General features: G+C 36.0%; 18 protein-coding genes. 9 read left to right on the forward strand and 9 right to left on the reverse strand.

What is annotated here, in order from left to right; translation table 11 throughout:
- The first annotated feature begins 1,278 nt into the window (after positions 1 to 1,278).
- The 4 genes from ACQKM9_RS15255 to ACQKM9_RS15270 all read left to right on the forward strand — a co-directional run bounded on the left by ACQKM9_RS15255 (position 1,279) and on the right by ACQKM9_RS15270 (position 4,083).
- Positions 1,279 to 2,001, forward strand: coding sequence for an MgtC/SapB family protein (locus ACQKM9_RS15255; RefSeq protein ID WP_427735201.1), 723 nt, complete (start codon positions 1,279 to 1,281; stop codon positions 1,999 to 2,001).
- Between the two features lie 12 nt (positions 2,002 to 2,013).
- Positions 2,014 to 2,994, forward strand: a complete 981-nt coding sequence (locus tag ACQKM9_RS15260) for a cation diffusion facilitator family transporter (RefSeq protein WP_427735202.1) — start codon at positions 2,014 to 2,016, stop codon at positions 2,992 to 2,994.
- An 84-nt stretch (positions 2,995 to 3,078) separates the two neighbouring features.
- A complete protein-coding gene (locus ACQKM9_RS15265; protein WP_427735203.1) occupies positions 3,079 to 3,789 on the forward strand; it encodes a metallophosphoesterase family protein in 711 nt (236 codons plus the stop codon).
- A 57-nt stretch (positions 3,790 to 3,846) separates the two neighbouring features.
- A complete protein-coding gene (locus ACQKM9_RS15270; protein WP_427735204.1) occupies positions 3,847 to 4,083 on the forward strand; it encodes a DUF378 domain-containing protein in 237 nt (78 codons plus the stop codon).
- A 68-nt stretch (positions 4,084 to 4,151) separates the two neighbouring features.
- On the opposite strand, the gene ACQKM9_RS15275 is transcribed toward ACQKM9_RS15270, so the two are convergent.
- The 3 genes from ACQKM9_RS15275 to pruA form a co-directional block, all read right to left on the reverse strand.
- Entirely contained in the window at positions 4,152 to 5,396 is a 1,245-nt protein-coding gene (locus ACQKM9_RS15275; RefSeq protein WP_427735205.1) for a Glu/Leu/Phe/Val family dehydrogenase, read from the reverse strand.
- 93 nt (positions 5,397 to 5,489) lie between these two features.
- Complete coding sequence (locus ACQKM9_RS15280) at positions 5,490 to 6,683, reverse strand: ornithine--oxo-acid transaminase (protein WP_427735207.1); 1,194 nt, start codon at positions 6,681 to 6,683, stop codon at positions 5,490 to 5,492.
- A 126-nt stretch (positions 6,684 to 6,809) separates the two neighbouring features.
- A complete protein-coding gene (gene pruA, locus ACQKM9_RS15285; RefSeq protein WP_427735208.1) occupies positions 6,810 to 8,354 on the reverse strand; it encodes an L-glutamate gamma-semialdehyde dehydrogenase in 1,545 nt (514 codons plus the stop codon).
- 139 nt (positions 8,355 to 8,493) lie between these two features.
- On the opposite strand from pruA, the gene ACQKM9_RS15290 reads away from it, so the two are divergent.
- Positions 8,494 to 9,801 carry a sigma 54-interacting transcriptional regulator gene (locus ACQKM9_RS15290; RefSeq protein WP_427735209.1) on the forward strand — a complete coding sequence of 436 codons (1,308 nt, stop codon included), beginning with the start codon at positions 8,494 to 8,496 and terminating at the stop codon, positions 9,799 to 9,801.
- Between the two features lie 34 nt (positions 9,802 to 9,835).
- Here ACQKM9_RS15290 and yugI read toward each other — a convergent pair whose 3' ends face one another.
- The 3 genes from yugI to ACQKM9_RS15305 form a co-directional block, all read right to left on the reverse strand.
- Entirely contained in the window at positions 9,836 to 10,216 is a 381-nt protein-coding gene (gene yugI / locus ACQKM9_RS15295) for a S1 domain-containing post-transcriptional regulator GSP13 (protein WP_427735210.1), read from the reverse strand.
- An 81-nt stretch (positions 10,217 to 10,297) separates the two neighbouring features.
- Positions 10,298 to 12,040, reverse strand: a complete 1,743-nt coding sequence (locus tag ACQKM9_RS15300; protein WP_427735211.1) for a hypothetical protein — start codon at positions 12,038 to 12,040, stop codon at positions 10,298 to 10,300.
- A complete protein-coding gene (locus ACQKM9_RS15305) occupies positions 12,030 to 12,587 on the reverse strand; it encodes an RNA polymerase sigma factor (protein WP_427735212.1) in 558 nt (185 codons plus the stop codon). The genes ACQKM9_RS15300 and ACQKM9_RS15305 overlap by 11 nt, the downstream gene beginning before the upstream one ends.
- 133 nt (positions 12,588 to 12,720) lie before the next feature.
- Here ACQKM9_RS15305 and ACQKM9_RS15310 point away from each other — a divergent pair, with 133 nt between their 5' ends.
- Together ACQKM9_RS15310 and ACQKM9_RS15315 are read left to right on the forward strand one after the other, a co-directional pair.
- On the forward strand, positions 12,721 to 14,052 hold the full coding sequence (locus tag ACQKM9_RS15310; RefSeq protein ID WP_427735213.1) for a sodium-dependent transporter: 1,332 nt from the start codon (positions 12,721 to 12,723) through the stop codon (positions 14,050 to 14,052).
- 99 nt (positions 14,053 to 14,151) lie between these two features.
- The gene (locus tag ACQKM9_RS15315) at positions 14,152 to 14,367 is read left to right on the forward strand and encodes a helix-turn-helix domain-containing protein (protein WP_427735214.1); all 216 of its coding nucleotides are present in this window, start codon (positions 14,152 to 14,154) and stop codon (positions 14,365 to 14,367) included.
- Between the two features lie 51 nt (positions 14,368 to 14,418).
- Here ACQKM9_RS15315 and ACQKM9_RS15320 read toward each other — a convergent pair whose 3' ends face one another.
- Positions 14,419 to 14,679: a DUF1871 family protein gene (locus ACQKM9_RS15320; protein ID WP_427735215.1), complete on the reverse strand. Its 261-nt coding sequence runs from the start codon at positions 14,677 to 14,679 to the stop codon at positions 14,419 to 14,421.
- Positions 14,680 to 14,754: 75 nt separating this feature from the next.
- On the opposite strand from ACQKM9_RS15320, the gene ACQKM9_RS15325 reads away from it, so the two are divergent.
- A complete protein-coding gene (locus ACQKM9_RS15325; RefSeq protein ID WP_427735216.1) occupies positions 14,755 to 15,930 on the forward strand; it encodes a MalY/PatB family protein in 1,176 nt (391 codons plus the stop codon).
- A gap of 21 nt (positions 15,931 to 15,951) precedes the next feature.
- Here the strand turns inward: ACQKM9_RS15325 and ACQKM9_RS15330 are convergent, their stop codons facing one another.
- Both ACQKM9_RS15330 and ACQKM9_RS15335 read right to left on the reverse strand, forming a co-directional pair.
- Positions 15,952 to 16,170, reverse strand: a complete 219-nt coding sequence (locus ACQKM9_RS15330) for a hypothetical protein (protein ID WP_427735217.1) — start codon at positions 16,168 to 16,170, stop codon at positions 15,952 to 15,954.
- Positions 16,171 to 16,188: 18 nt separating this feature from the next.
- Complete coding sequence (locus ACQKM9_RS15335; RefSeq protein ID WP_193740827.1) at positions 16,189 to 16,779, reverse strand: peptidylprolyl isomerase; 591 nt, start codon at positions 16,777 to 16,779, stop codon at positions 16,189 to 16,191.
- Positions 16,780 to 17,055: 276 nt separating this feature from the next.
- Here ACQKM9_RS15335 and ACQKM9_RS15340 point away from each other — a divergent pair, with 276 nt between their 5' ends.
- A complete protein-coding gene (locus ACQKM9_RS15340) occupies positions 17,056 to 18,270 on the forward strand; it encodes an MFS transporter (RefSeq protein WP_427735297.1) in 1,215 nt (404 codons plus the stop codon).
- Positions 18,271 to 18,385 lie beyond the last annotated feature (115 nt).

An 18,385-nucleotide genomic window follows, 5' to 3' on the forward strand; every position in this document is an offset into this window, starting at 1 on the left:
CCTGAGCCAGGATCAAACTCTCCATAAAAGTAGTTTGAAAGCTCATTAGCTTTGCTAGCGTATCATCCGAAGATGATATCTATTTTTGTTTTGATTCACCAACAGAGTTGATGTTCAAAAACATTTATTGATTAACGTCTTGCATGTTCAGTTTTCAAGGTTCATTTCGTTGCCGTTTCATAAGCGACTTCAATATCTTATCATCATCTGTTTTCTTTGTCAAATACTTTTTTGAAAAAGTTTTTTAAGATGTTATATTCATAATTCGTAGCACGTCTTAACGACATTTATTACTATACATCATCTTATTTTAAAAATCAACAGTTTTTTTAAAATAACTTTATAATCTTTTTTCATTAATTTCACATAGCATAATACATGCTGTTACAATCACGTTACCTATTACTTTAGAATGCATTAGTTATTTCATTAATTAGAATGTACTTTATAATTACCGCTCCAATTGTTTCAAATTGGTCCACTATTGAAATCACTTTCATACTCGCCTATTATAAAGATTCATAAAAAAAATTAACAAATTGGGTACTATAACTACTATAGCAAAGTAACACGAATCAATTAAAGATTGTCAACATGGTTCTTCTTATATAAGAAGATAGACGAATAAAGCAATCGCATTAGCCAACTAAATATTCATTGTATATGTAACATTTGGCGAATGCCTTTCACGAATTATAAATACCCAGTTGAAAATATACAAGCCCCCAATGCAAGCAAATTACCAAAAAACCTGAACTACTTACATTTAAATCTTCATTCCCTACTTATTAGTACATAGTCTATCATTACAATACAATCAAATTATTGCGTTTTAGAATAAAATCACATTCCTAAAAAAGCAAAGTTTATTACTGTTGAACTTGCTACATAGGTGTAACTTATTGTTTCAAAGCGTAGAATGGATCGAAACACTCTACATACATCCAATTACTTCTTTTTAATCAGGGTATTTCATGCTTATATTTCATAAATAATGTTGAAGAAATAAACAAACTCTAAAAACCATTCGATAAAAATTATGAAGCTGTAATCTGTACGACCTACAAGCGTAACATAACTAGTAAGGTCAGAATTTAGGAAAACACCGATAAAAATCGGAATATATGAATCGTTATTATTTTTTCTACGATTAACAATTTCTATAAAAGGTAAATTTTCCATATCCATAGTGTACAATACGAATACTAGATGTTTCTATATTTGAATTGAGTAGATATGTTCGAAATAAGGAAAATGAAATAAAGGAGGAATACTAATTTGAATTTCTTACTGGATAACACTTTAACTCATGAAATGTTTATTAAATTGATTGTTGCCGCTACATTGAGTTTAGTCATTGGTATTGAAAGAGAATTGAAAAGAAAGCCTGTTGGATTGAAAACAAGTTTAGTTATTGCTACATTTAGCTGTTTATTAACAATCATTTCTATTGAATCGGTTTATAATGCTAAACCGGTACCAGGTATAAATGTCACTATGGATCCTCTTCGCTTAGCGGCTCAAATAGTAAGTGGCATTGGTTTTTTAGGTGCTGGGGTCATTTTACGCAGAGGTAATGATAATATAAGCGGCTTAACAACTGCAGCTATGATTTGGGGTGCAGCAGGAATTGGCATCGCTGTTGGAGCTGGATTTTATGGGCAAGCTATTATTGCTGTTGTTATTGTTATGATTGGTGTAGAAGTCCTTGCGCCTATTTTTATGAAATTTGGACCAAAACGTCTGCGTATGCGTGAAGTATCTCTGAAAATAGGCGTCAAAGATATACAACATATCAATGATATATTACTATTTTTACAGAAGAATGATATGGATGTAGATAATATGCGTATTAAAGATATTCGTCTAGAGAATAATGAATATAAGCATGAAGTTGATTTACGCTTTTCATCTCTTCCCAAAAAAGATACTATTTCATTGTATAACAGTATCCGTGAACAATCTTATATAGAAGAAATTGAAATTGAAATCCTGTCTTAGAGGAGGCATTTTATGGTTAATGTTTGGAACTTATTAAAAAAAGGAAATAAACCCTCGCTATTAGCGGCTTTAGTCAATTTGTTTTTAGGAGTGTTAAAAGGAGTCGCTTTCTTCTTTACAGGAAACGTTGCAATGTTTGCAGAAATGATGCATTCACTAGGTGATTCTGCCAATCAATTCTTTGTTTTCATAGGCTCTGCTTTATCTAAAAAAGCACCTACTCGACAATTCCCAAAAGGTTTTGGGCGTGTTGTTAACTTAGTATGTTTAGGCGCTGTTCTTATAGTAGGAATATTATCTTACGAAACAATTAAAGAAGGCTGGCATCAAATTACTCACCCTGCTACTTCGAATGGGCTGTGGATCAGTTTAAGCGTTTTAGCAATTGGCATTATATTAGAAGGTCTTGTATTAATGAAAGCTGCGAAAGAAATTATTCATGAGTCAAATGAGTCAGCTACTTTTTTTTCGGCCCTACCGAAAGCCTTTCCCCTTTTAAACCGAGCAAAACCTGCAACAAAACTTGTCTTTATGGAAGATTTAGTAGCAACTTCAGGTGGAATTTTGGCTTTTGTAGCTGTAATAATCGCGCACTTTACTGGATTCTTGCAAGCTGAAGGTATTGCTTCAATTCTAATTGGTCTCATGATGTTCTACGTAGTTGGTGTGATATTTTTAGAAAATGCTCGTGGAGTAATTGGTGAAACGGATGAAGAAATGCTAAACCATATCGCACATTTATTATGGGAAGATAAAAATGTGCGCGATATACAAAAGTTAGAGGTAGTAAAGGAAGGTGAGTTTTTACACGTAGAGGTTCTTGCTGAAATAGACCCTACTCTCACTTTTGCTGAGGTTGATGATATTCGGGACCACTTGATGAAGATTTTATTATCTCAAACTAAAGTTTCAAAAGTGACAATCGCCTTCGACGAAGATGATGGTATTACAAATTGGAATCACATTGACGATCACCCAAATAATATGAAGTAAAAGAAAAAATCGGGACGCATTGTTACCAGCGCTTTAGTAACGTGCGTCCCTTTTATACTTAACCAATTGAAAAGAGTGATGAAAATGCAAAAAACAATACTAATTAGCGATATACATGGTGAATTCGAAAAATTCCAAGATCTTTTAACTCTTGCAAATTATTCTCCAGATGAAGACAGATTAGTTTTACTTGGTGATTATATTGATCGAGGACCTAATTCTGCCGATGTGTTAGATTTAGTCATGAAATTACAGCAAAACGGAGCAATTGTTTTAATTGGTAATCATGAAAATTTAATGGAAAAAGCTTTTATGGAACAAACTGAATACGCTTGGAAACATTGGACTGAACGATGTGGCGGAAAAGAAACCTTACTTAGCTACGGCTTTTCTAAGGAAGAGATTCAAGGAAGTTGGGAAGGTGAGCAGTTCACTGTTCCACAATTACAATCTGCCCAGCTTGATGAGCATTTGGCATTCATAAAAAATCTACATACATATATAGAAGACGAAGATTATATATTCGTGCATGCAGGTATTGATCCTCATATCCCTGTAAGTGAAACCGAAAAAGAAACACTTATTTGGATTCGAGAAGAATTTCATAACGGTTATACAGGCAGTAAAACAGTAGTATTTGGACATACGCCCACTTCCAATTTGCACAAAAGTGAAAATAATCATGATGTTTATTTTGGACAAAATAATATTATCGGTATTGATGGTGGCGCCGTTTTTGGCGGTCAATTGAATTGTTTAGAGCTACCTAGTAAGAGCATTTACTTTATTAAATAAAAACTCGTATGATTTCTGACTTCACAACACACTCTAGCTATTAGAGGAGGTGTTATGATGAGCGTTTTACAAAGAACGGCCTTATTTTTCACTATTATCGGTGCTTTAAATTGGGGTGTTATTGGCTTATTTCAATTTGATGTTGTCGCAAGTCTTTTTGGTGGACAAGCTAGTGTGGTATCGCGAATCGTCTATACTATTTTAGGAATTGCTGGTCTAGTGAATTTGTGGATACTCTTTAGACCATCAGAAGAAATAGAGCGTTCAGAACCTCAAGTTGCTCGTACAATGTAATTATCAATATGCACAAAAAACCCCAAGAACATTAACATGCCCTTGGGGTTTACTTTTCAAGTTAGCTATTATACCCAACCTCTGAAGCGTGAAGCCTCCGCAGTTTTGCGTACACCTACCATATAGGCTGCTAAACGCATGTCAATACCACGCGTTGTTGCAACTGTATAAACATTATCAAATGCATCAACCATTTTCTTAAGAAGTTTTTCATTTACTTCCTCTTCTGACCAGTAATAGCCTTGGTTGTTTTGAACCCATTCAAAGTATGAAACTGTAACGCCCCCAGCACTTGCTAGTACGTCTGGTACTAGTAGAATGCCACGGTCATTTAAAATTTTAGTCGCTTCTGAAGTTGTAGGGCCATTTGCTGCTTCTACTACAATACTTGCACATATATTATGCGCATTGTCCGCAGTAATTTGGTTTTCAATCGCAGCAGGAACTAAAATATCGCAATCTAGTTCAAGTAGTTCTTTATTAGAGATTGTATTTTCAAAAAGAGTTGTAACAGTACCAAAACTGTCACGACGATCTAGTAAATAATCAATGTCCAGACCTTCTGGATCATGCAAAGCTCCGTGAGCATCAGAGATACCAATAACTTTAGCACCTAAATCACTCATGAATTTAGCTAGGAAACTACCTGCGTTACCAAATCCTTGGATAACAACACGTGCACCTTTAATGTCAATATTACGACGTTTAGCTGCTTCTTCAATCACAATTGTAACACCTTGTGCAGTTGCGCGGTCACGACCTTGTGAACCACCTAATACAATAGGTTTACCTGTGATGAAACCTGGAGAGTTGAATTCATCAATACGACTATATTCATCCATCATCCATGCCATGATTTGTGAGTTCGTGAAAACGTCTGGAGCAGGAATATCTTTTGTTGGTCCAACGAATTGGCTAATAGCACGAACGTAGCCACGACTTAGTCTTTCAATTTCTCCCATAGACATTTGACGTGGATCACATATGATACCACCTTTACCACCACCATAAGGTAAATCAACAATACCTGCTTTTAAAGTCATCCACATTGAAAGCGCTTTAACTTCATCTTCAGAAACTTGAGGATGGAAGCGCACGCCACCTTTTGTAGGGCCTACTGCATCATTATGTTGTGCACGGTAGCCTGTGAAGACTTTCACTTTGCCATCATCCATTTTAATTGGTATACGTACTTCTAGCATGCGTAGTGGCTCTTTTAAAAGTTCATACATTCCCTCATCGTAGCCTAGCTTGTGAAGAGCTTCGTGAATAACCGCCTGTGTTGATGTAAACAGGTTAAGATTTTCTGCCATTGATTTTCTCGCCTCTTTATTCATAATGTTTTTTTATACTGTATATCGCAAACATTGTAACATAGTTCCAGTGATTATGGGATATATTTCAGCTTATTTTGTAAAGACTTTTTTGATTTTTTCAATTGCCCAATCTAATTCTTCTTTTGAAATAATTAGTGGTGGTGCAAAACGAATCACTGTATCATGTGTCTCTTTACATAATAAACCTAGTGTCATCAACTTCTCACAGTATGGACGTGCTAATTCATTTAACTCCATTCCAATGAATAAACCGCGTCCTCTCACTTCTTTTATCGCATCATTATCAATTTTCTTTAACTCATCCATGAAATAATTTCCTAGCTCTAATGAACGTTCAGCAAGCTTTTCTTCTTTTAACACATTTAATGCTGCAATCGAAACAGCACATGCAATTGGATTACCTCCAAATGTAGAACCGTGTGATCCTGGATTGTAGACACCTAAAATCTCTTTACTAGCGACAACACATGAAATTGGGAAAACTCCCCCACCTAAAGCTTTACCTAAAATGTACATGTCAGGATTTACATCTTCCCACTCACATGCAAACATTTTCCCTGTACGAGCTAAACCTGCTTGAATTTCATCAGCGATAAATAATACGTTATTTTCAAGACATAAATCTCGTGCTGCTTTTAAATAACCTGCTGGTGGAATAACAATACCTGCTTCTCCCTGAATCGGTTCTACTAAAAACGCAGCAGTATTTGGTGTAATAGCTGCTTTTAAAGCATCTAAATCACCGTAATCTACTAATTTAATACCAGGTAACATTGGTCCGAAGCCTCTTTTATACTCTGCTTCTGAAGACAGAGATACTGCAGTCATTGTACGACCATGGAAGTTCCCATTACATGCTATGATTTCTGCTTGACCCGTTGCTACACCTTTTACATCGTAAGCCCAACGTCTCGCTGCTTTAAATGCAGTCTCTACAGCTTCTGCACCTGTATTCATAGGTAATGCCATTTCTTTTCCAGTTACTTCACAAACTAACTCATACCAAGGCCCAAGTTGATCACTATGGAAAGCACGAGATGTTAATGTCACACGGTCTGCTTGATCTTTTAATGCTTGAATGATTTTTGGATGGCGATGTCCTTGGTTTACAGCAGAATAAGCTGAAAGCATATCCATAAATTTATTTCCTTCTGGATCCTTTACCCATACTCCCTCTGCTTCTGAAATAACGATTGGCAGTGGCAAATAGTTTGGTGCACCAAATGTTTCTGTTTGCTTAATAATCTCATGTGTCTTTGTCATTATTAATCCCCCTAAAATATTAACGTAGGCTTTCTAACGTTCACTATTTTCTTTATAGAAGACAGACATATGTACAATAGTCTGCCTTTTTGTTTTTCTCATTAAAACCTTTGTGATACGTACTTATTAAAGTGTCTCCGAAGTTGTTTTTGCTTGCATATGCAATTGTAAATAATCCGGTCCGCCTGCTTTAGAATCTGTTCCAGACATGTTAAAGCCTCCGAATGGTTGGTAACCTACGATTGCTCCTGTGCAACCACGGTTGAAGTATAAATTCCCTACATGGAAATCTTCACGTGCTTTTTCTTGATTCATACGATTTTTTGTAATGACTGCACCTGTTAATCCATATTCAGTATCATTTGCAATAGCTAATGCTTCATCGAAGTCTTTAGCTTTTGCTATAGCTACTACTGGACCGAATATTTCTTCCTTCATCACACGCGCTTCTGGAGTCACATCAACAATTACTGTTGGATTTACGAAGAATCCTTTTGAATTATCTGCAGTGCCTCCGGCAACAATTCGGCCTTCTTCTTTACCAATTTCAATGTAGCTAGTAATTTTTTCGAATGCAGCAGCATCGATTACTGGTCCAGTGAAGTTTGATAAATCTGTTGGATCTCCAACTGATAAGCCTTTTGTCAATTCTTCAACACGAGATACTACTTCATCATAAACATCTTCTACAATGACAGCTCTTGAACATGCTGAACATTTTTGACCGCTAAAGCCAAATGCTGATTTTACGATTGATTGTGCAGCAAGTTCTAAATCTGCTTCTTTATCAACAACAATAGTATCTTTACCGCCCATTTCAGCGATTACACGTTTCAGCCAAATTTGACCCTCATTTAATTTTGAAGCGCGCTCGTTAATACGTAAGCCCACATCACGAGAACCAGTGAAACTAATGAAGCGTGTTTTCGGATGATCTACTAAATAGTCTCCTACTTCTGCACCTGATCCTGGAATGTAGTTAACAACGCCTGCTGGTAATCCAGCTTCTTCAAGAATTTCTACGAATTTATAAGCAACTACTGGAGTTGTAGATGCTGGTTTTAAAAGTACTGTGTTCCCTGTTACTACAGCAGCTACTGTTGTACCTGCCATAATTGCGAATGGGAAGTTCCAAGGTGAGATGACTACACCTACTCCTAATGGAATATAGTCATAACGGTTGAATTCACCTGGGCGACTTTCAACTGGTTGACCGTCTTTTAGTCGTAACATTTGTCGACCGTAATATTCTAAGAAGTCTATTGCTTCTGCTGTATCAGCATCAGCCTCATTCCAAGGTTTACCTGCTTCTTTTGTTAAAAGTGCAGAAATCTCATGCTTACGGCGACGAATAATCGCCGCTGCTTTGAATAATACATCTGCACGAATTTCAGGTTTTACTTTCTTCCATGTATGAAAAGCTTCATCTGCTACTTGCATCGCTTTCTCAGCTAATTCTTTGTTAGCTTTTGAAACTGAGCCGATAACTTCTTCTATATTTGCTGGATTATATGAAACGATTTGATCATTCGTTGTAATACGTTCTCCACCGATGATTAACGGATATTCTTCCCCAAGATATCCTTCCACCTTTTTTAAAGCCTCTAAATAAGCTGTGTTGTTCTCTTCTTTAGAGAAATCTGTAAATGGTTCATGTTTGTACGGAATCATTTGTAATCCTCCCTTGTGATGTGAGTGCAAAAATAATTTGCATTTATAAATTGTTTACACTTATAATAATGCAAAAGATTGTTGCGTTTTTCAAGTAAAAAATATTTAAAATTATAAAAAAATTTCAAGGTGATAAAAAATGAAACCAATTGACAACGACTTAACACCCTTTTACCGCCATGCAACAGAACATGCTTCCGTTGGCATCCATGCAGTAAATGCCCAAGGGCAAACGATTATTTATAACGACAAAATGAAAGATATTGAGGGTTTGAATTTGAAGGATGTTCTAGACCGTTCTATTTTAGAACTCTTTCAATTTGAGCAAGAGGAAAGTACGTTACTTCAAGTTTTACAAACTGGCAAAAAAGTACTTAATGTAAAACAAACCTATTGGAATCATAATGGCCAGGAAATTACCACGATTAATGATACATTTCCTGTTTTTGAAAATGATGCACTAATCGGGGCCATAGAGTTCGCTCGTGATATTACTACACTTGAAAAGCTCGTTTACCAACCGCTAAGACGTTATGGAGAGCCTATTACTTTTTCTAGTATTACCGCTGTTTCTCCACCTATGAAGGCAGTTATTCAAACAGCCGAAAAAGCTGCAACAGCACGACTTCCTGTACTTTTAATCGGGGAATCTGGTACTGGTAAAGACTTAATTGCTGAAGGTATCCATCATAATTTAGATCCTGTGAATCAACATTTCATCACAATTTTCTGTCAGCGTTCAGATTCAGCCATTTTAGAAAAACTATATGAAAGTACGAATTCACTTCAAAATTGCACGATATTCTGCGAACGTATTGAATTTTTATCTTTAACGTTACAGGAAAAGTTATTACAGCTATTAGAAGAGAACCATATGAAAAACCATATGTTTATCGCTAGTATTGGTGGAGATCCTATAGATTTAATTGCTTCAGGCCAACTGTTAAAAGAACTCTATTACTTTTTCGCATCCGTCACGATTAATGTGCCTCCACTCCATTCAAGAAGAGACGATATTAAACCATTTATAGAGAACTTCCTGAAACTTCATCGTCAACGTTTCGGTTCTAATATTCAAGACTTGTCTAATGAGGTCAATGAACTTTTCCATCTGTATGATTGGCCGGGCAATTTAAAGGAATTAGAAATTCTGCTTGAGGAAATTGTCTCAATGGTTACGACAGAGGAATTGATCACATTTGAAATGCTGCCACTCCATTTCAAATGGAAGGTACAAGCATTGCGGGACACTTCACACGATGCATCCTATTTTGTCGTACAAAATACGAAAGAACTACTACCGCTTGATGAGTATTTACGAGAAGCTGAAGAATACTATTTGCAAAAAGCATTGAATATGTATGAAGGAAATATCACGAAAACAGCCAATGCACTTGGGATGAGCAGACAAAATTTACAATATCGTATTCGAAAAATGAAGAAATAAAAAAAGGGTTCACATTAATGTGAACCCTTTTCATTTAACCTTTTATACCGGATTGATCGATCCAATCTTGTAACTTTTCTTTTAATGAATTGAAACCAACTGCATCTTTTTCGTCTACACGCGCTTGTAAAGATTTTCTTGGCGCGTTTTCTTTGCGTTTCATCGGGGGGCGTTCCTGCAGTGCACGAATGGATAAGCTGATTTTGCTCGCATTTTCATCGATTTCAAGTACCTTTACTTGTACTTCCTGACCAACCGATAAAAGTTCTACAATGTTTTTTACGAAGCCGTACGTAATTTCAGAAATATGCACAAGTCCTTGGGTATTTTCGTCAAGAGCAACGAAAGCACCATAGGGTTGTATTCCTGTTATCTTACCAGTTAACACATCTCCTACTACATATTTGTCTGCCATAAGCCCTTCCTACCTTCTGTAGCTATATATACACTATATTCATGTTAAATTATAACATAGTGGTATAGTATGGGCAAAAAATCACTTTGTTGGATTTAATGGGATACGCCAACCATTTTCTTCTTTGATTAGTCTGAACTCACATACATTAAGTAAATCTATCTCGTCTTCTTTTTTCCTTACAATGCGAGCAACCCCCTGTACATCATCATCTCTATCCGTTTCAAGCTGAACAAAAGTCATTCTCTCAAATATTTCACTTAGACGAGTATTCTTTCCCAAATATTCACCAAACGATATACCTTCAAGTTTTTCCTTTGATGGTACTCCATACTTCTCTCCTTTTACGAAAAGTTCATACACTGTATCATAATCCCCCTTCATAAAACTGTAATAGTATAATCCAACAACTTCAAGTGCTTTGGCATCCTTTAACACAGCCTGATTATGAGTCTCTGAAAATAATTTATAATATGAATGGATACGGGATTCAAAATTGGTGCCTATCGTTTTCTCTATTTCTGAATAATTCGCATCAGAAGTACTTATAAATGACTCATATAGTGAATGATTGACTGCATCCTCAATGTCACTAAATTGGAGGTTTTCCCAATGCTTTGATGAAGTCCAATTTGATGCTTCAAACTCATCCACAATTGGCTTTAAATAAACTAGTGTTGGTGCAAATTTCGGATCATTCTCTAATAAATTTAACCAAGCATCACGATACTCCTTATTCACCTTACCGGTAGCATCCATAACGGGATTACTATTTGAACCTTTTAATAAGGAGTAGACCGCATTCGTATAATCACCTTTTAACTCATCAAAGAAAGATAATTGCTGATCCGCCAAACTCCATGTTTTTTCTATTGTATTTATTAAAAAAACTGTTTCATCAATTGAATGAACTAAATCGCCACCATAAGTAAATGGTTTTCCATGCAAAATAGTAAAATAATCTAGTAGACGTGCCGTGACTGTACCCTCCAGCTTCGCAGTCGTTACATCTGAATTAAAACCAAAAATCACATTGTTGTACACGATTTTCAAACCCAAATTTTGAATCTCTGCACTATCGATAGCATTTTGCAATATCTGCGGAAGTTTATCCTTGTTCATGAATAGCCTCTTCCACTCCAGATTACCGTCTTCTCTTACAAAATCTAAATCTTCGCTATGTTCCATAAATAAATTATTGTAGTAATTTATAAGGTCTCTGGAACGGTCGTAATATTCAGATATATACACCCTTGCTTCCGTGTCTGTAAGTGTTGTTTCATTAGCCATTGTTGTATACAGCAATTGTTGAGGTAGCTGAATACTTCTCATAGCTTCCTTGTAATATTCATCTTTTTGATTTTCTGAATAAAGCATTTTCCTGTCTTCATCTTTCGATAGTTTTTTATAAAAGTCATACCTTGAATCGGCCGAGTTTACAAAACCTAATTCTACAAAATCTTTTTCCTTCATTTTCAAAAGCTTACGATTCTTTTCTCTCGCCACTGGATAATCTTTTTCAATGTCCTCAAATACTTCTGCGAATGTATATTGTCCATCACTTCCCTGTTGCATTTGTTTTTTATTTTCAAATAAGAAGGTAGCACCTAAAATACTTAGTATAAAAATACTCGCGATACTGATAGCCCAAGCAATTAGTTTTTGTCTATTTTTTCTTGGCTTTTTTATTTGCTCTATAGTTTGTAATTGTTGATTTTCACTTTCAATTTGCCCAACTATTTTTTCCAATTGAAATTGCGAAGGCACCTTGTCATAGGATTTTTTCAGTAGTTTCATACGATCTTCAAATTGTTTATCGTCCACTATTGGCACCTCCGATCTTTGATAACTCCCTTTTCAACTGCTCTTTAGCACGCAGAAGACGCGTCTTGACTGATGATAACGATATATTTAATACATCAGCTATTTGTTCGTATGTTAGTTCATGAAAGTAGTAGAGCACGATAGGATGGCGGTATTTTTCATCAAGTTGCAAAATGGCTTGATGTAGTTTCTGGTCCTCTTCAAAGACTAAAATTCGCTCTTCAGCTGAAGGTGTGTATGTATGTTTCGAACTGTTTTGTGTCAATCTATGTTCCTTGGCCACTTCACGCGTTTCCTTGCGATAATAATCGCGCGTTGCATTTAAAGTGATTTTATATAGCCAAGTTGTGAATCTCTCGTGATTAAATTGGTGCAAAAAGCGGTATAGCTTTATAAATACTTCTTGAGTTACATCTGGTATGTCATGTGTATGAACTCCACATTGAAAAGCAAACTTTTCAACGGTTCTATGATGGAGCTGCATAAGTAAACTATATGATTCTAAATCACCACTTTGCGCTTTAGCGATTAGTTCCTTATCTAGCATTGTTCCCCCTCGCTCTCTGTTGTCCTGTTGGTGATACGATAGAACTTTCAATTTTGTTTCACAAAATCCTATACTTTTTTCTAATTGATTGAGGTAGAATAAAAAAATCCTTACTAAAAGGAGGACATAAAAAGTGTCAAACAGGGATCAATTTGCGTCAAAGATAGGGTTTATTTTAGCGGCAGCTGGTAGCGCCATCGGTTTAGGGGCTATTTGGAAGTTTCCGTATATGGCTGGTACTAATGGCGGTAGTGTCTTTATATTGCTATTTATTATATGTACATTAATTATTGGGCTGCCAATACTAGTGGCTGAATTTATGATTGGTAGACGTGGTCAAACAGATGCTGTTTCCTCATTTAAAAAACAAGCTCCAGGTACACGCTGGTTTTTAACTGGTTGGGCAGGTTTTATATTTTCTGCTATTATCTTATCCTTCTACAGTGTTGTTGGTGGGTGGATATTAAGTTATATTGTTCGTGCAATTTCTTTTGAATTATCTGGTAGTGGTGAAGATTATTATGGAGAGCTATTTGCCTCTATAACTTCTAATCCTTGGGAAGTTGTCATTGCCCAAGCTGTGTTCTTATTCCTTACTGTCTGGATTGTACAGGGTGGAGTGAAAAACGGAATTGAAAAAGCAAGTAAATGGATGATGCCACTACTATTTATTTTCTTTATCGTATTAGTTATACGTTCTTTAACATTAGATGGTGCAATTGAGGGCATTAAATTTATGTTCGTACCTGATTGGTCATATTTCACAGGTAAAACATTATTGATGGCTTTAGGACAAGCATTCTTCTCCTTAAGTGTCGGGGTCTCAGCTATGCTGACTTATGCTTCTTACTTATCAAAAGAAACGAAAATAGGGAGCTCAGCAATAAATGTTGCAGGGATGAATATCGGTATTTCACTATTAGCAGGTTTAGTAATCTTCCCTGCAGTGTTTGCTCTAGGTTACTCCCCTGACCAAGGTCCAGGTCTAGTATTTATTATTATACCTGCTGTATTCCAGCAAATTCCTTTCGGCTCATTGTTTATGATCATTTTCTTTATCTTATTATTATTCGCGACTGTGACGTCTGCAATTGCTATGTTAGAAATTGTTGTAGCAACTGCGATGGGTTCAAAATATGATAAACGTAAGCAATATTCATGGCTATGCGGCTTTGGGATTTTCATTGTTGGTATTCCTAGTGCATTATCTTTTGGTGTATTGTCCGATGTTAAAATTTTCGGTTTATCGATTTTTGATTCAGCTGATTTCCTTACGAATAATATTGGTATGCCAATAGGCGCATTACTTGTCGCTATTTTCGCAGGTTATAAAATTTCAAAAGCAGACGCTGCTGCTGAATTGAACACAAAAGATTGGATATTCAAAACTTGGCGTATTCTTGTTCGATTCGTCGCTCCAATTGCAATTGTTATTGTCTTTATCCAAAGCGTATTCTTTAGATAACGTCATTTTTCTGTCACTAACGTTAGAAATCTCTTCACTCAAGCCGTGTTATAATTTAATTATTATTGTAGACGATTTGAAAGGAGTGCTTTATTTATTATGATGAATCAAGATTTTCATACTCAGCTTCGCCAACTTCGTGGTGAACGTAATATTTCACTCGAGGAATTATCTTTACAAGTTTGTGTTGGTGCAGAGAAATTAGGGCGCTATGAATCTGGAGAAGATATTCCTTCAAAAGAGACAATTTTCAAGCTTTCAAATGCATTGGAAGTACCTTTGTCTAACTTAACTGACGGTTTACAATTTCATTAAGTAAAAAAAGCCTTATTGCTCGATTTTCATCGAGCAATAAGGCTTTTTCGTTTATAAGATGCATTTGGCTTCGAATTTTACTGCTAATAGCTTATATGAAATTCCGATACATTCTTCGATAGGAATCCATTTTTCGAATGATTGCTCGTAAATTTCTTGAATTTTCTTACCTAGTACAGTTGGATCATCGATATGCTGTAATTCCGCTACGACATCGGCTGCTTCTGTATCATAAGTGAAATTCTCCATTTCAAAAGGGTCCCACTCTGAAAGAATATGTATAGCCTTTCTATTCATTGCAATATTCTCCATATTTTTTCACCTATTTACTTTTCATCTTTAATGGTTATGATAACATAGATATAAAAAAAGAAAAGAGGGATATGCTTGAGTAGATTTGACCAAGTGATTGATAGACGAGATACAAACTCTTTAAAATGGGATATGATGGAGGCAATTTACCAAATTGAAGATACAGCAGATATCTTACCAATGTGGGTTGCAGATATGGACTTTGCTGCTCCTGAAGTAGTAACTAAAGCCATCCGTGAGCGTTTGGAGCACCCTGTGTTAGGTTATTCAGTTGCAGATGATGCAACAACTGCAACGTTCGTCAATTGGGTTGAAAAGCGACATAATTGGACAATTGAAAAGGATTGGGTGCTCTATCATAGTGGTGTTGTCCCTGCTATTGCATCAATTGTTGAAACTTATACAAAACCCAAAGACAAGATTTTAATCACTCCGCCTGTTTATCCTCCATTTACTAATGTTCCGCTTGCGTTAAAACGTGAGATGGAAGAGTGTGTAATGGTAGAAAAAGATGGTCATTATTTACTAGACTTTGAAGCATTTGAAAAAAGTGCAGCAAAAGAAGCAGTGAAGTTATTCATTTTATGTAACCCACACAATCCAGGGGGAATCGTCTGGAGTGAGGGCGATTTACGAGAGATGCTTCGAATTTGTGCAAAATATAATGTACTGATTTTGTCAGATGAAATTCACGCAGACTTAATACTCGATGGTCAAAAGCATATTCCTCTCGCAAAAATTGCTGGTGAAGAGTCTGCTCGTGTTATTACTTGTATGGCACCAACGAAAACATTTAACTTAGCAGGTGTACAAGTAGCTATGATGATTGTTTCTGACGATTCTATGCGAGATAAACTATTACAAAATGCTGCTTCACATGGTCAAATGGGACCTAACATCTTTGCTATTGATGCACTGAGAGCCGTATATACTGAAGGTGAAGAATGGTTAACTGAGTTGTTGTTATATGTGTCAGCTAATATGGATCTTGTTATTGAGCAGATTCCAGCTGCAGTTCCTGGTATTAAAATTGCAAAACCTCAAGGTACATACTTGTTATGGATTGACTACCGTGAAACTGGTTTAGAAGAACATGAAGTGATGGAACGCTTGTTACATACTGGGCAACTAGCTTTAGATCCAGGTTCTAAATACGGGGAATCAGGTCGCGGATTCGTTCGTATGAATGTAGCTTGTTCAAAAGCAACAGTACAAGATGGCATTGTACGTTTTATAAAAGCATTTAAATAAGTAAAGAAAAACCAGTCGAATCTAATTCGACTGGTTTTGTTTTACGTCTTGTTGACGATTTTGAAGAATTTCTTCCTCTAGCACTTTTGTTTTAAGCTCTTGTTTTTTTGCCAATTTTTTAACTGTAAAAAACACAGCGACACAAAGAACTAAAATAATTGCTAATTCAATTGCTGCCGGAAGATACTCCGATTTGTCTTCAGGAAAATAGAGAAACTCATTTAATACCAAAGTTTTCATCTGAGAACACTCCAATTATTATTTTTGAAGAACTTCGATTGATTGAATTGAAATATCTTCAAGTGGTTTGTCACGCATATCTTTCTCTACATCAGCCATTTTATCAACGATGTCCATACCTTCTACAACTTGACCGAATACAGTATGTTTGTGGTCTAACCAAGGTGTACCACCGTTTTCTGTATATGCAGCGATAATTTCTTCTGGATAGCCAGCATCTTTCATTTGTCCGATCATGTTAGCAGGAACTGATGGCATTTGAACGATGAAGAATTGGCTTCCATTTGTACCTGGACCAGCGTTAGCCATTGATAAAGCACCACGAATGTTGAATAAGTCATTTGAAAATTCATCTTCGAAAGTTGATCCATAAATGCTTTCTCCGCCCATACCTGTACCAGTTGGGTCTCCACCTTGAATCATGAAGTCTTTAATAATACGGTGGAAAATGATACCGTCATAATAACCATTTTCAGCGTGAGTTAAAAAGTTTTGAACTGTTTTAGGGGCATGCTCTGGGAATAATTTAATCTTGATTGAACCTAAAGTCGTTTTCATTTCTACTAATGCTTCGTTTGCTTGTACTTCAGTTGTTAATTGTGGATACATGATATACTCTCCTTTAAAATCGTGAATGTTTAGTTACCCTTTTTAATGGGAAAATAAAAGTAATTTTTAAAGTGGGGTTATCCCACCATCGCAACCTTAATAACTCCAACACTTTGAGGTTGCGTATACTACTTGGATACCTCGTCATAGTCTATCATAATTCACACTATTTTTCAGTTAAAAACTCTACCATTAGCATTTGAAGAGCTTCATTCAATATTCATAATGCTTTATACTACGAATAGACCAAATAATACAGCGAAAGAAAGTGCTCAAATGAATCCACAGCAAAAACGCAATTTTATCATTATATGGTTTGCTAACTTGTTAGTTGCAGGAACAACTACTATGATTATGCCCTTTCTTTCATTATACATTGAAACGATGGGCAATTTCACCGAAAGTTATGTCCAAAAATGGGCAGGTTTAATCTTTGGTGCCACATTCGTGTCTGCTTTTTTAATGTCACCTATCTGGGGCCGAGTTGCAGATAAGTATGGTTATAAACCAATTTTAATTATTAATGGCTTTGGCATATCGATAAGTATTTTCTTTATGGGACATGTACAAAGTGTAGAACAGTTTTTCTTATTACGCTTATTCATGGGTATTGTAACTGGATTCATCCCGACATCTCTTGCGTTTATAAGTAGACAAACACCAAAAGAAGTTGCAGGGAAAACCCTAGGTACTCTACAAATGGGGAGTGTAACGGGGACACTTTTCGGTCCGGTTGTCGGTGGTTTGTTGGCAGATGAATTCGGTTTTCAGTATACGTTTATTATTACTTCGATTTCCATCGCAACTGCCGCCCTACTTATCATATTCGGTGTCCGTGAAATCCAAAAAGTGAAAAAGAAAAATTCAATTGTATACTCTCGACTAGCAGTATTAAAAGGCATATTCCATCATCGATTATTATTTAACGTCATGATGATTACTAGTCTTATTCAAATCGGAAATTTCAGTATTCAGCCTTTACTTTCTCTTTATGTATCCGATTTAACAACTAGTGGGCAAGTGGCCTTTCTAGCTGGACTGACCTTTAGTGCTGCGGGAGTCGGGAACTTATTATTCGCAAGATTTTGGGGTCGGCTTGGTGACCAAATAGGATATGAAAAAGTGTTAACCATTCTTTTAGCAATAGCTGTTATTTTCATCATTCCACAAGCGTTTGTGACATCACTTTGGCAATTGATGGGACTGAGATTGTTATTCGGGATTGCAGTTGGTGGTCTAATTCCTACTACTACGGCTCTAATACGTCGCGAAGCACCTATAGATATCCAGGGTGAAGTCATGGGCTATAATACAAGCTTTCGTTTCCTAGGGAATATTATTGGTCCAACATTTGGAGGAATCGTTAGTGGCTATATCGGGATTTCTTCTGTTTTCTACGTCACAGGCTCATTATTTTTAATAGCTTTCATTATATTAAGATGGACGCGTAAATATCCAAAACAGCATTTAGAAGACATTTTGGAATCGTAAATTGGGATAGCATATTTTTATTAGATTACGGCAGTGAATTACTATATTTTTTTACAGCCTTCTTGTAAAATGTGCTATTCTTTTTTATGAGCGTTTTCATTTCTTTAACCTTACT

Origin of the sequence: Viridibacillus sp. NPDC093762, assembly GCF_050279675.1 — a bacterium.
GTDB lineage: Bacteria > Bacillota > Bacilli > Bacillales_A > Planococcaceae > Viridibacillus.

Excerpts from the sequence above, each read along its gene's own strand:
- ACQKM9_RS15260 (WP_427735202.1), top strand. The coding sequence starts at position 2,014 with ATGGTTAATGTTTGGAACTTATTAAAAAAAGGAAATAAACCCTCGCTA.
- ACQKM9_RS15330 (WP_427735217.1), bottom strand. The coding sequence starts at position 16,170 with ATGAAAACTTTGGTATTAAATGAGTTTCTCTATTTTCCTGAAGACAAA.
- yugI (WP_427735210.1), bottom strand. The coding sequence starts at position 10,216 with ATGGCAGACAAATATGTAGTAGGAGATGTGTTAACTGGTAAGATAACA.
- ACQKM9_RS15340 (WP_427735297.1), top strand. The coding sequence starts at position 17,056 with ATGAATCCACAGCAAAAACGCAATTTTATCATTATATGGTTTGCTAAC.
- ACQKM9_RS15275 (WP_427735205.1), bottom strand. The coding sequence starts at position 5,396 with ATGGCAGAAAATCTTAACCTGTTTACATCAACACAGGCGGTTATTCAC.
- ACQKM9_RS15265 (WP_427735203.1), top strand. The coding sequence starts at position 3,079 with ATGCAAAAAACAATACTAATTAGCGATATACATGGTGAATTCGAAAAA.
- ACQKM9_RS15320 (WP_427735215.1), bottom strand. The coding sequence starts at position 14,679 with ATGGAGAATATTGCAATGAATAGAAAGGCTATACATATTCTTTCAGAG.
- ACQKM9_RS15335 (WP_193740827.1), bottom strand. The coding sequence starts at position 16,779 with ATGTATCCACAATTAACAACTGAAGTACAAGCAAACGAAGCATTAGTA.
- ACQKM9_RS15280 (WP_427735207.1), bottom strand. The coding sequence starts at position 6,683 with ATGACAAAGACACATGAGATTATTAAGCAAACAGAAACATTTGGTGCA.
- pruA (WP_427735208.1), bottom strand. The coding sequence starts at position 8,354 with ATGATTCCGTACAAACATGAACCATTTACAGATTTCTCTAAAGAAGAG.
- ACQKM9_RS15305 (WP_427735212.1), bottom strand. The coding sequence starts at position 12,587 with ATGCTAGATAAGGAACTAATCGCTAAAGCGCAAAGTGGTGATTTAGAA.
- ACQKM9_RS15315 (WP_427735214.1), top strand. The coding sequence starts at position 14,152 with ATGATGAATCAAGATTTTCATACTCAGCTTCGCCAACTTCGTGGTGAA.
- ACQKM9_RS15290 (WP_427735209.1), top strand. The coding sequence starts at position 8,494 with ATGAAACCAATTGACAACGACTTAACACCCTTTTACCGCCATGCAACA.
- ACQKM9_RS15270 (WP_427735204.1), top strand. The coding sequence starts at position 3,847 with ATGAGCGTTTTACAAAGAACGGCCTTATTTTTCACTATTATCGGTGCT.